At 58.2% G+C, this 13,512-nt stretch carries 9 protein-coding genes; all 9 read right to left on the bottom strand.

The window, feature by feature from the left end:
- Positions 1-171 precede the first annotated feature (171 nt).
- Positions 172-810 (bottom strand): hypothetical protein, encoded by a 639-nt coding sequence (locus tag QWI75_RS03275; protein ID WP_289267256.1) that lies wholly within the window; start codon positions 808-810, stop codon positions 172-174.
- Positions 811-999: 189 nt separating this feature from the next.
- Positions 1,000-1,632 (bottom strand): hypothetical protein, encoded by a 633-nt coding sequence (locus tag QWI75_RS03270; RefSeq protein ID WP_289267255.1) that lies wholly within the window; start codon positions 1,630-1,632, stop codon positions 1,000-1,002.
- Between the two features lie 53 nt (positions 1,633-1,685).
- Complete coding sequence (locus tag QWI75_RS03265; protein WP_289267254.1) at positions 1,686-2,924, bottom strand: hypothetical protein; 1,239 nt, start codon at positions 2,922-2,924, stop codon at positions 1,686-1,688.
- A 25-nt stretch (positions 2,925-2,949) separates the two neighbouring features.
- Positions 2,950-3,849 carry an IPT/TIG domain-containing protein gene (locus tag QWI75_RS03260; protein WP_289267253.1) on the bottom strand — a complete coding sequence of 300 codons (900 nt, stop codon included), beginning with the start codon at positions 3,847-3,849 and terminating at the stop codon, positions 2,950-2,952.
- 81 nt (positions 3,850-3,930) lie between these two features.
- The gene (locus tag QWI75_RS03255; RefSeq protein WP_289267252.1) at positions 3,931-4,569 is read right to left on the bottom strand and encodes a hypothetical protein; all 639 of its coding nucleotides are present in this window, start codon (positions 4,567-4,569) and stop codon (positions 3,931-3,933) included.
- Positions 4,570-4,612: 43 nt separating this feature from the next.
- Entirely contained in the window at positions 4,613-6,079 is a 1,467-nt protein-coding gene (locus QWI75_RS03250; RefSeq protein WP_289267251.1) for an RHS repeat domain-containing protein, read from the bottom strand.
- A 48-nt stretch (positions 6,080-6,127) separates the two neighbouring features.
- Positions 6,128-6,454, bottom strand: a complete 327-nt coding sequence (locus QWI75_RS03245) for a hypothetical protein (RefSeq protein ID WP_289267250.1) — start codon at positions 6,452-6,454, stop codon at positions 6,128-6,130.
- Positions 6,451-8,373, bottom strand: a complete 1,923-nt coding sequence (locus QWI75_RS03240; RefSeq protein WP_289267249.1) for an RHS repeat-associated core domain-containing protein — start codon at positions 8,371-8,373, stop codon at positions 6,451-6,453. Before QWI75_RS03240 ends, QWI75_RS03245 begins: the two co-directional genes overlap by 4 nt.
- A gap of 439 nt (positions 8,374-8,812) precedes the next feature.
- Positions 8,813-13,024: an RHS repeat-associated core domain-containing protein gene (locus tag QWI75_RS03235; RefSeq protein ID WP_289267248.1), complete on the bottom strand. Its 4,212-nt coding sequence runs from the start codon at positions 13,022-13,024 to the stop codon at positions 8,813-8,815.
- Between the last annotated feature and the right edge of the window lie 488 nt (positions 13,025-13,512).

Genomic DNA, 13,512 nt, shown 5'->3' with positions numbered 1-13,512 from the left:
CTGGCGCGGCTGGTGCAAATGGAAGGCGCCCGGGAGGACCGAGATGTGCGGCGAGAAACCTGAGTAGACGCCTCCAATAACGGATGATCGCTGAAGCCGTTCCTGGGAACGTCGTTCGAGCAACGGTTAGATTGCCAGGACCGAATCTCGGATCGGGAACGGCCTATCGCCTCAGTCAGCAAGCGAGATCACCTCTGAGGGTTTTAGCTCGCTCTGCCTCTCGCGCAGCCGCTCGAAGGCCATGGCAATCTGAACCTGGGTCTCCTGAGGCAACTGCGCCACGGTGACTTCTTTGCCTGATGTGGTGATGACCGAGAGCGACGAGGGTTCCCCCATGCCGGCGGCGACAACGAGCTGCTCGACTGGTTCCCCATCAATGAACGGCAGCAGGGCCGCGACCTGAGTATAGCCGACACACGCAGTGAGCACATTGGTCTTGCCAGGCTTCAAATTGACACTGGCCATGGCGGTGGAACTCGCAAAGGTGCCGGTGCTCGGCGTACTCAAGAAGGGGACCATCGGCTCGCCTTCGGGCAGCACCCGGATGGTAAAGATCGTGCCGACCGGAATGTTGGTCGCGGTGAGCGTGACCGTCACCGGATTCATGGTCGCAGCGGGGAGCGTGAGATCGGCCGTCGCATAGGCGCCGGTCGGGCTTGCCGGCGCCGTCAGGCCGCCGACTGTGTTAATAGTCAGCGTGGGGAGGGTGGTAAGGGCCGGGGTGCCGGCGGCGGAGACAGGACCCAGTGTATTCGTGACGGACGCGGCGGGATTGATGGTGCCCGGGGTACTGCAGGTCGTACATTCCACGCGGATCCTTCCCGGAATCCCGACGTGATACGGCGTACAGCTCGCAGTGCCCCCGAGGGCTTCCACCAGCCCTTGGTGCGTGAGCTGCGGTGCCACCAATCGGATGGCCCCGCCACTCCCCCGCGCCGCCCGTGTACCGATCACAACTGCCACTGTAGCTGTAATTGCCCGCCCCGCCGTTGGCCCGGATCATCCCCAGGGGAAATCGTAATTTGAGTGGTCGAGGCGATGACAATCGCGCCCCCGCCGCCGGCCCCGCCCGCGCCCCAGATCGTGGTATCGCCCGCCCCGCCACCCCCGCCCGATCCGCCGAATAACGGGATGAGGCTCACAAACGTCGCGGCCGCGCCGTAGAACCCATCGCCGGTGGTCACGCTCCACCATTGGCCGCCGTTCCCGCCGCCCGGCCCCCGCCCCGCGGTCCCGTCCCGGGGTCCCACGCCACGCATGCCCCCTGGCCACCCGCGAACCCGCCCGGTCCCCGGGGCTGCCGGCAATCGGTGTCGAGCCGCTGCCGGTGGCCGGCGCGGCATTCGTGCCGCTCACGTTGATCGTGCCCGCAATGGTGACATCCCCCTGCGCCAGCAGAGTGACCGGCGTATTGGCGCTGTTGGGCTGAAAGGTGACCGTGACCCCTGCGGGAATATTCACCGTCGTATAGTTCAAGATGCCGTCCGCCGGGAGCACCACGGTGGTGTTGGACGCGGGGTTGAACGCGCCAAGCGCCCCGGTACTGCCACTGCTGAAGGTCTGGCCGAGAGCCGGGACCGTCCAGAAAATCGTCAACAGGAGTCCAACCCCGTGTCGCCAGTTCAGCCCCATCGTCACCCCTCCCCTCTTCCGTGAATCCTCCCTGATCAAGTCATCCTGTGCCATCACGGCATCACAAAATGACTGTAGACATTCAGGACACTCGTCTGGCCGGCGGGGAGCGTGAGCGAGGCCGAGGCGGTGGAGCTCGCAAAGGTGCCCGTAGAATTGGCCGTGACCGACGTGGCCGTCGTGAACGGGGCCAGCACCACGAACGTGAACGTGCTGGGGACCGGCGTGTTGGTCGCCTCAATCGTCACCGTCACGGGATTGGTGGTGCCCGGCGGCATCGTCACATCGGCCGTCGTATAGGTCCCTCCGGGCACAGAGGGGGTGCTGACCCCACCGATGGTGCTGATGCGCAAGGTCGGCAAACTGGTGAGCGCCGGCACGCTCGAGGCCGTCACCGGCCCCGGCGTCGCGGCGATCGAGGCCGCGGGATTCGTCGCATAGATGGCGCCTAAGGTGAAGGCTTCAATGCGCACCCGGCCCGGGCCGCCGCCCGTCGGACAACCGGGGGTGCCGCCCAGGGCTTGGATTGTCCCGAGGTTGGTGACTAAGGGCGCGACCAGGCGAATCGCCCCGCCACTCCCGGCCCCGCCGGCTCGCCAGTCGCAGGCCACCCGGTAGCCGGCCCCGCCATTGGCGTTGATCACGCCGGTCGATTGCACGGTGATTTTGGTGGTGGAGGCGATCACGATGGCCCCGCCGCCGCCGGCGCCCGCCGCGGTCGAGGGATAGCTGGCAGTGCGCCCGCCGCCGCCCCCGCCGGATCCGCCAAAGAGCGGCAGCAGACTCACGAAATCCGCCGGCGCGCCGTAGGTCGCATCCGTCGTCGTTGTGTACCATGGATTAAAGATGCCTGGAGCGCCACCCCCCGGCCCCTGCCCCGCCGCCCCATTATTGTTCGAGGTGGACTTAGTCCCGCCCTGCCCACCGGCAAAGCCGCCTGGTCCGCCGAGCGAGGGCGGGCTGGGATTGTCGCCGGAGTAGGGCACCGCGTCGTCGCCTTTGACGCTGATCGTGCCGGCAATACTGATATCGCCTTGCGCCAACAACGTGACCGGCGTGTTGGCGGCATTGCGTTGAAACGTGACGGTGACGCCGGCCGGAATCGTCACCGTCGTGTAGTGCAAGATCCCGTCGGCCGGGAGCACCACGGTGGTATTCGAGGCCGGGGCCAAGGCCCCGAGGCTGCCGGTACTGCCACTGCTAAACTGCGCCGCCGGCGCCGGATCCATCGGACCCACGGTCAGGATCGCGAGAAGAACCGGGATGACCTTACGAAGACAGGACCAGCTCATAGACAACTCCTCTGTGTTCACATCGTTAGGGCATCGCTGCACTGACGGGCGGGGCGACCGTCATACTCCGCCCGGTGGGCGCACTGGTACCCGGCACATCGGGATAGGCCATCCATTCACTGGTCGGTGGCGCGACCGTCATCGCGCGCCCGGAGGGCGCGGCGGTCGCCGACACCGAGGGAAACGGCATCGCCACGCTCACATGGCTCCGGGTGAGGGCGAAGGATGGTGCCGGCGCCGCGATGCTGATCGTCACGGAGCCGCTGTTGGCGGTGCCCTGCGGCGTGGTGACCGTAAAGGCGTAGGTCCCTGGCGGCACGGTGGCCGCCACCACCAACTTCACCGGCAACGACGTGGCCGTGACCCCCGTGAGAATCGTGGCCGAGAGGCCCGCTTGCGTAAAACTGACCGCCGTCGCGGTCGCGAGCTGCGTCCCGACGATCGTGATGGTGCGTTGGGTCCCTTGCGCGACGCTGCTCGGCGTGACACTCGTGATGGTGGGCGCCCCAAGGACCGTGAACGCCTGCGGACTATTCGCGCTCCCGTTCGTATTCGTGACGCTGACGGTCCCCGTTGTGGCACTGGCCGGCACGGTCACGATAATGGCGTAGGCCGTCGAGGATACGACCGTCGCGTTCGTGCCGTTGAAGATCACCATGTTGTTGCTCGGCGTCGGATCAAAGCCATAGCCCTGAATCTTGACTTGCGCACCGACCGCGCCTTTCCCTGGCAGCAAGGTATAGATGCCGATTCCACTTGCACCCGGCGTAAAGCGATCGCTGCCGAGCAGGTTGCCGACGGCGTCATAGTTGTAGATGGCAGTGTTGCCCGCTTCGTCGACGACAGTGGTGAGCCTGCCGAGGTCGTCGTAGGCGGATTGGGCTTCGCTGGCAACCGCCATGTTGGCCGTGGCAACCCAAAGCATGAAACAAGCGATAAAGAGGCGGAAAGCATTTGGAATCACATTATTTCTTTTCACAAGAATTCCTCAAGCAAATGTCCCACATCATTCCTTAGTTTTTATGTCGAGCAACTCACCCTGTAGTAATAAGAAATGAAATATGCTTCTGTGAGCGTACCTTGGCCAGTCATACAAGTCACTCTCTGACCCATCAATCACAAAAATGCTTTCTTCATTGGGCCGGACTACAATCTCTCTGAAATCAGATTCCGCACCTACCCTGATAAATTCCGGATTGAACTTAGAGTTGCAGATATCTGCGCGCCGCAATTGAAGTTCCCCTTCCACTGCTTCCACACTCTCAAATTGACCAAAGAAGTCTTTGAGCCCTTGAGGCAGACCTTCAAGGTGGGGGTCCTCTGTGGTTGCCCTTCTAATGCATACAAATTTTGAACCGTCTTCAAGCAGTGTTAGAGCACGACGCTTTGCCTCGGAAAGAGAAAGCGCACTGATTCTAGCTTTGACAGAATCGTAGCGCTGTTTGAATGGAGCCAACGAACGTTCCGTGCTCCTCACAACCACTTTTATCGCAAGGTCGAATATCAGCCCCACTAGAACAAAGGCCACCCCGAAGACCACTAGGTACTCTACGCTCACTCCCCCGACCAAAAGGATCGCAATGAAGTGAGCACATAAAGCAAGCACGAGCCCGAACGGAACTTGAGACCACCGAGTCGCTTTCATAACTTTACCTGCCACTTACACTGGGAACAGCAACCACAATTGCTTATTTGCATCCTCGCCCCTGAGAATAATCAAGAAGCGCCCGCACTGAGGTTGTAAAAGGGTTTACGACGGCAACGGCAAGTGTTTCCAGTTGCCTGAGATATCGATGCGCTTGAACATGCTCTGCGTGCGACAGAACTTGTAGGTTCCATGGCGCACTATGTATCCATGGCGGTAGTCCGCCAGTTGGGAACAAAGTTCCCCTTCCACCAGGATGACCAAATAATGGCTGAATGTGGTGCGCGACAGTACTCTTCGTAGCACCCATCGCTTTCTTGTACGCTGCTTTTAAGGGGGCTGCTGCTGCATACACAAACTCTCGGTCCATATGGGTTGCTGCTGCTTTTAGTCCGAAGGATAGACCCATTAAACTTACTTCCGTACCTACCTCAGTCCATTCACCAGTTGAGTATGCGAAGCCACATTTATCAACTACACCGTTAGCGCCTGTTAGATCGCGAATGTGGCTAGTTAGGCCAAAGGTCAAGGAGTCTCCGAAACCAGCCGCAAAGTCAGATGCATCCTCCAATCCAAGTAATCCAGAGGGATCTCTTAAGAGTAGAGGGCTGTTGAACACATAGGCATATAAATTAGGATCACCAGCTGCAAGGCCCAGGAGATCTTCCTGGAGAAACCGCTGTAATTTCGGATGGTAAGACCGCGCTCGATAGTACATGACGCCTGCACCATCCTCTTCTCGGCCCGTGAATTGGAACACATTGGAAGACGAACCTGTCTTGGTCGTCTTACCGAACGGTTCTTGTGTATATGTCGTGTTTGACGACCCTGCGCCATCCGTCAACGCTAACGTCGTTCCTAGTGCGTCCACCTGATAGAATTCATCGCCACCAGATTGCTTCCGGATAAACGGCTCATCGATGCTCAAGCTTCTGATGTAAGTGGCGGATGGCGTGGTACCAGCGAGCTCTGCTAACACGTCGGCTCCGTCGTACCAGAATCCAGTCGTCGCACTATTGATTGTCTTGCTGGTTCTGCGTCCCAATCCGTCATACACGAAGCTGGCGGAGAGACTGGGCCCGCTGATCGCGGTGAGCTGGTTCCGCGCATTCCAGGTGTAGGTCGTCGTGCCGGAGGCATCCGTGAAGGAGGTGAGGTTCCCGTTGTTGTCATAGACAAGGTTCGTCGAGGCGCTGTTAAAGCGGGTCTGTTCGTTGGCCGCATCGAAGGCGGTATTCGTCACTGCTTGGGGGATGAGTGACGCTGCCGCATTCGCGCGAGTGAGCTTGATTCGGTTCCCGGCGGCATCGTTTTGATAGGTCAAGGCTTCAATGGTGGTCGGCGTTTTGATGTGGTTAATGCTGAGCAGTCGATTGGCGTTGTCGTAACCATATGTAGTCACCACCCCATTGGGATAGGTCAGGCCGGTTCGGCGTCCCGCATCGTCATAGGTCAAGGTCACGGTCTGCGTGCCTTGGGTCACGGTCTTGAGCCGGGAGTTCTTACTCATATCGATCCTTGTGCCGAGCGTTCGTTCGGATTACATCAATCTATTTCTTCATCCCTTACTGATTTCAGATTGAATGAGGGATTCGATGTTGTTTATTGCCTCACCAACGAGATTCCTTCCAATCTCGTCTAGATGGGTCTCGTCATGGTCCAGTAGCATGGCGTACACCTCTTCAAGGGTTGCCCATCTAGGATCAAACTGCTTTACGAACCACTCTGATTTCACAGCCAGACTCGATCGTAAAGCATCAAGATCTGCAATGACTTTCCGAAGGTCTTCAAGGTTGTTGTTTTGCATAACCTCTTTGTAACCGTTAATTGCTTGGAGCATCCGCTTGAACTGGCGTAGGTCATATTCCTTGTCATGCTCATTCACGGTGAACCTCCTGACGGTGGCCCCGGATGTACAGTGACTACGTTCCCTGTTTTGGAATTGGTTACCGCCGTGATGTTGTTTACGGAGTCATAGTGAGTATTTGTCCCAGGATATTTCCCAGGCGAGGTAGTACCAGTGTGGATTGCATTATCAACAACCGACGGTGGTATCCCACGGCCCTGCATTTGATCCAGGGCATGGCCAGAGTAAGTGCGCCCGCCAATGGCTGCAGGAACGTTAAGGGGCTTTCCACCTGGCCCAACAACATTGATCGGGTTACCACTCCGCCCTACTGGTATCGATGCAGGGAGATCTGGGAACTTCTTCGCCACTCGACTCGTAACACCCAATCCGGTAACAAATGGGGTAAATGCCCCGCCGATATCGAGTCCCAACGCCGCTAGGTTCGATCCGAGATGCTTTCTGCCATCGATAGCTAGCCTATAGATGTCGTAACCAATGAATCCCAAATCTGCTAGTGTATCCACGATGGCACCGGTGGAATCGGTAAGATTAGTGGGATTGTTTTTTACATAACCGTAGAGGTTTAGATCACCGCTAAAGAAATCAATAGGATCTTCACTCATGAACCGCTGCAACTTCGGATGGTAGTAGCGCGCCCTGTGATATTGGAGGCCCGTGCCATCATTTTCCCTGCCGGTAAACTGAAAGCTGTTGGTTGAGGCACCCGTTCTGGTAGTGTTCCCGAACGGTTCTTGTGTATACGTCGTGCTAGACGCCCCCGCGCCATCAGTCAATGCCAACGCTGTTCCGAGTCCATCGGTCTGATAGAACTCATCCCCGCCCGTTTGTCTCCGAATAAACGGCTCGTCGATGCTTAAGCTTCTGATGTAGGTTGCCGTCGGTGTGCCACCGGAGAGTTCCGCAAGCACATCAGCTCCGTCATACCAAAACCCTGTCGTCGTGCTGTTGATCGTCTTGCTGGTCCTGCGTCCCAACCCGTCATAGACGAAGCTTGCTGACAGACTCGGACCACTGATCGCGGTGAGCTGGTTCCGTGCATTCCACGTGTACGTCGTGGTCCCGGAGGTATCGGTGAAGGAGGTCAGATTGCCATTGCTATCGTAGACCAGGTTTGTGGAGGCACTGTTGAAGCGCGTCTGTTCGTTGGCGGCGTCGAACGCCGTGTTGCTGACCGCCTGCGGAATCAGCGAGGCCGCGGCATTGGCGCGGGTGAGTTTGATACGGTTCCCGGCCGCATCGTTCTGGTACGTCAGCGCTTCGATGGTCGTCGGTGTCTTGACGTGGTTAATGCTGAGCAGTCGATTGGCGTTGTCATACCCGTAGCTGGTCACCGCCCCATTCGGATAGGTCAGACCGGTTCGGCGTCCCGCATCGTCATACGCGAGTGTGACGGTCTGTGCGCCTTGCGTCACGGTCTTGAGCCGGGAGTTCTTGTCATAGGTGTACGTCACATCCGTCTGCCCAGTCGCGCTCAATTTCACCCGCCGCCCGATTTCATCGTATTCCACCGTCACCGTGCCGGGCGTCGTGGCTTCTTGCACCCGGGGATGATGCCCGTTGCTCACCGTGTCATACGTCCAGGTGATATTGCCGCCGACGGAATCGCTGACACTGGTGAGCCGTCCGATCGCATCGTAGCCAAAGGCCACGGAACTATCCGGATAGGTGGCCCCCGTCCGGCGGTTCAAGGCATCGTAGGTGAACGTCGCTTGCTGACTCTTGCGATCCGTGAACGTGGTCAGATTGCCGTTCTTGTCATAGACATAACTTTCCGTCCGGCTCAGCGCATCGGTCCGGGTCTTGAGCCGGTCCATCTCGTCATAGGTATAGGTCGTCGTCTGGTTCTTGGCATCGGTGAAAGATAAGAGCTTCGCGCCACTGCAGTTGATGAAAATGGTGACGATATCTGAGGTCTTGGTGTTAGGTCTTGACATGGAACGATTCGGCAGTCCTTAACCCTGACCTCTCGATTGCATCTTGCGTGTATCTCTACGAAGGGCAAAGTAGATGCCTATCACCGTAGCTGCGGGGATTCCGAAAGACAACAAGAGATACAAGGCATTTGACTGAAACTCTAAAGCATTAAGAATTACGAATTTCCAAACAACTCCGAGAGTAAGGCCATAGCCTGATAGAGCAAGAAGGCGACGCCTCTCTAAGCCCTTTGCTTGAAGAAGAAAAATCGCTAGCGCAATCTGATACGCAATAAACAGTCCCAACACTGTGTACACGATGGCTTCGCCATGAGCTGACGCTATTCCCGGATATGCGAGGGCCAAAACCAGGGCACTGGCCACAGCCGTTGCCTTCTCTTTGCTAAGACAAGTTATCATTCCATTCTTCCGTACGAGAGACTCCAACTTAATCTCCGTTCTAATTCGCACATTTGCATCCTAAGACCGAGTAATCACCGCTTAACAATGCATTCATGAGGCTAAGTGTCTCTGTCTCTAAAGCCGGAGTAATCTTGTCAGGCCCTTCTTCTATGAAGTGCTGTGTAATGGTAGCAGGGTTTATCTGCCATCGTTGGAATCCACGATGAAGTGGTGAAGTGTAGTCCATAACGGGATGCAAGGCCTGCCCCAAGTGATGATAAGCGAGAGCCAGCTGATTGGCATTCAAGTAGCCCCGGAATGCACTTATGTTTGTCCGGATAAACCTGCACATGGCGTTCCGGGCCTCCAATGACGAAGGGTATACATTTGAAGTCATTGCGTGCATGGGAGCAAAACGAGGAGCCTGGAATCCAAGAGAATCAACGTAATTGCTACCTCCTATAATCCATCCAACTACTTCTTGATCTATTGCGCCACCAAACCTTTGCTGCACAAAATATTGATGCGCCTCCGGAGACCAATTACCTGATGGGTCCGTAAAACGCATGGGATTGTTGAATCCATACACATAGAGATTTGGATCTCCTCCAGCCAAACCAACTTGATCTTCTCGAAGAAACCGCTGCATCTGCGGACTGTAATACCGTGCTCGATAGTAATAGAGCCCCATTCCGTCGTTCTCTCGTCCAGTGAACTGAAACACATTTGTTGACGAGCCGGTCTTCGTCATCTTGCCGAACGGCTCGTAGGTGTATGTCGTCTGCGCCATCCCAGTTCCATCGGTGAGGGCCAACGTGCTGCCCAGCGCATCGGATTGATAGAACTCATCGCCACCAGATTGCTTTCGGATAAATGGCTCGTCGATGCTCAAGCTTCTGATGTAGGTTGCCGTCGGTGTGCTACCGGAGAGTTCCGCAAGCACATCCGCACCGTCGTACCAGAATCCAGTCGTTGCACTATTGATCGTCTTGCTGGTTCTCCGGCCCAGGCCGTCGTACACAAAGCTGGCCGAGAGGCCGGGGCCGCTGATCGCGGTGAGATGGTTCCGCGCATTCCAGGTGTAGGTCGTGGTGCCGGACGCATCGGTGAAAGAGGTCAGATTGCCATTGTTGTCGTAGACCAGGTTCGTCGAGGCACTATTGAAACGCGTCTGTTCGTTCGCGGCGTCGAAGGCGGTGTTGCTGACCGCTTGCGGAATCAAGGACGCCGCCCCGTTGGCGCGCGTGAGCTTGATGCGATTCCCCGCCGCATCGTTCTGGTACGTCAGCGCTTCGATGGTCGTCGGTGTCTTGACGTGGTTAATGCTGAGCAGTCGATTGGCGTTGTCATACCCGTAGCTGGTCACCACCCCATTCGGATAGGTCAGACCGGTTCGGCGTCCCGCATCGTCATACGCAGGCGTGACCGTCTGCGAGCCCTGCGTCACCGTCTTGAGCCGGGAGTTCTTATCATAGGTGTAGGTCACATCGGTCTGGCCGGTGGCGCTGAGCTTCACCCGCCGCCCGATCTCGTCGTATTCCACCGTCACCGTGCCGGGCGTGGTGGTCTCTTGCACGCGTGGATGATGGCCGCTGCTCACCGTATCGTAGGTCCAGGTGATGGTCCCGCCGACCGAATCGCTCACACTGGTCAGCCGGCCGATCGCATCATAACCAAACGTCACCGAGGAATCCGGGTACGTTGCTCCGGTGCGTCGGTTCAAGGCATCGTAGGTGAACGTCGCTTGCTGGCTCTTCCGGTCTGTGAACTTCGCGAGATTCCCATTCAGATCGTACTGATAGCTTTCCGTCCGCCCTAGCGCATCGGTCCGGGTTTTCAACCGGTCCATCTCGTCATAGGTATAGGTCGTGGTCTGGTTCTTGGCATCCGTGACGGTGAGCAGATTGCCATTGTAGTCGTAGGTCAAGCGGGTGAGGCCGCCGATGGCATCCTGAATGGCGGTGACTCGGTTCACGTCATCGTAGCTGAAGCGGGTGAGGGCTCCGCGGGGATCGACGAGATGGGTCAGCCGCGACACCGTGTCATAGTACCGCGTGGTGACATTCCCCAGCGCATCGGTGGTCGTCGCGAGGTTGCCCACCGCGTCATAGCCGAAGCTCGTGACGTGCGTCAGCGGATCGGTGATGCTGGTCGGCTGCCCGGCCGTGTTGTATTGGATGACCGTCTGCTTGTTCTCCGGATCCGTGATCGTGGTCGTCCTAGCCGTATCGTTATAGCTAAACGTCGTCACATTGGCCGGCGAGAGGGCATCCGTGATCGTCGCGAGCCGGTTGTAGGTCGATTCATACGTGAACGTCGTGGTGTTGTTCTCGGGATCTTGAATGGTCAACACGTTCCCCATGCTGTCGTACGTAAACTCGGTCCGCCGGGAGAGCGGATCCACCACGGCGGTGAGCTTGTTCGTCCCCGTTTCCCGCTCATAGGTGGTCACGTTTGATCCCGGCCGCTCGACTTCAGTCACGTATTGGGAGCCGTTCATCCGATAGATCGTGGCGTTGCCGCGCGGGTCCGTCACGGTGGTCTGGGTCACCGTCTGGCCGGCCAGGGTATAGGCGAAGCTATAGGTGCCGCCATCAGCCAGAATCTGTTTGGCCACGCGGCCGTTGGCATCGTACTGATTCTGGAGATAGGTGATCCCCCGCGCATCGGTGATCGAGAGCATCCCCTCGTTCCAGTAATAGGTCTGTGCCTGCTCGCCGTAGGTGTAGCGGGTCACCCCGCCGGCCGGGTCCATCACGGACGCCAAGCGGCCATTGTGGAACTCGTGGTAGGCATACCGCACGGTCCGACCCACCGGGTCGGTGATCGACGCAATCACGGGAAAATAGTTATGCCCGCGCCGCACCGTGGTGTAGGTGAAGGTCAGGGCTTGGCCGGCCGGGTTCTTAATTTCCGTAATGAGGTTGGACCCATCGCGAAGGATTTGTATCTTATTGTTGTACCGATCGCGCTGTTCGATGAGCCAGCCCGCGGAGTTGAAGACGTAGACCATCCCGTCACGCCACCGCAGCTCATCCGTGGTCCCCAACCGCGTAATCGCGGCCCCTTTTAAGAACGGATAGCTCGTATTGCGATACTTGCCGTCGGGGTCCTGGGAAAACAAATACCGGCTTTGATCCGCCAGTTGCAGGCGCAGCGCCGTGCCCACGACGGACAGGGACAGGTGATAGGTGAAGCTGCCGCCTTGGCCGAATGGCCCGATGCCTTCCGACTTGCTGCGGTAGGTCCGCGTAATGTGGACCGGCAGGACCCCTGGGAGCACCAGGTCCGTTTTTTCCATCGAGAAGACGCCCGACGTGACATCCACCGGATCGCCAGCATGACGGACCGTATCCGGCGGACCGGTCTGCGTATTCGTGGCATTCACATCGGTCGCATAGGCATAGCAGAAGCGCGGCATGCCGACGTTGGGATCCGGGACGAGCGACCGCCCATCTTGGCTCACCTTGCCATACCCGGCGAGTTTCCATTGATGCGAGGTCGGATCCGGCGTCGGCACCTTATCGTAATACCAAAAGGCAATCGGGCGGCCCGGATCGGCATTCAGGTCGTTCGGCATGATGATCGGCACGGGTTTGTTGGAGACGCCGCCGCCGTGTTTCTCAAAACTGATGAGATAGACCGTCCGCGGCGCGGCCGACTCGGGCAAGCGGGGGACCCGATCCGGTGGCACGGCCGTGATGCTGATGCGTGTGTGGGGTTGTCCATCTGCTCCCGTGATCGTCGTGCCGCTCGGAATGGCGACCGTGAAGCCGGGGAGATGGGTGGGCCGCACATCCGTCTGCTGGCCGGGAGTGATGGCGTACGCGGCCGGCAGTGTTTGGACCACCCAGATCGGATCCAACAACTCGATGGCCGTTTCGCTGGAGACGTTCACCAAGACGGGATCCGCATGCATCAGGCCGCCGGGCGAGCCGTCCTTGAGCGGCCGTCGGAAGCCATCGAGCCACGCATGGTCGATCTGAATGAGCTGATACCCGCTGGGCGGCTGCGCGAAGGTAAAGCGTCCGCCGGCATCGGTCAGTGCAGACTGTCCCGCCAAGGTGACGAGTACGCCCGCGAGGGGCTTGCCATCCCGGACCGACAAGACCCTCCCGCTTACCGGCCGACCTGGGGTCCCGACCGTCTCGGCCCAGGTCTGGGGCACGAGACTGGTGATCCCTGCAAGGACCACCGAGACCACCAGCAAAAAGACCCGACATCGCGAGACGTGCGGGGAATCCGAAACAGCATTCTGAAGTGTGGTCATGATGTCCTTCAATGAACTCAGATCATGTGGTGAAGCGGACTGGAATAGGACAACTGTAGCAGAGGGTTTCCCACGCGCAAGTGTGACGCATGAATCGTGACACCGTACCGTCATATAGGACCTATAGCTAGGTATTTTGTACCATTCCATGGAGACAGGCCAGTGTGACCTATCGCAGGGAGAGACAAGGGCTCACGGTCCCAGGGGGCGGATCCGTCCCCATTCTCTTGGGATCACGTGGTGTCATGACTCATTCCAACGTTAGGGAAGGTCTGAATAATTCTCGTTTTCAATCTGCCAACACGCCAAACACAGGAAATCTTGCTTGCTTCTGCTCAGAAGTCTGAATTAATCAGACCTTCCTTAGATTCCCGTGTACGGGCTTCCTTGCACCAATCTTGCACCCTCTCCCGCCGCTGCCCATGCGGTCAGTGCGTCAAACTGCCTCGAACTGCCGCAACCTGCCTCATTCCATTTACCCGCTCGTG

The organism is Nitrospira tepida (assembly GCF_947241125.1).
GTDB classification, from domain to species: domain Bacteria; phylum Nitrospirota; class Nitrospiria; order Nitrospirales; family Nitrospiraceae; genus Nitrospira_G; species Nitrospira_G tepida.
Note: the sequence above shows the minus strand (reverse complement) of the source record. Positions and strands in the feature narration are given on the sequence as shown.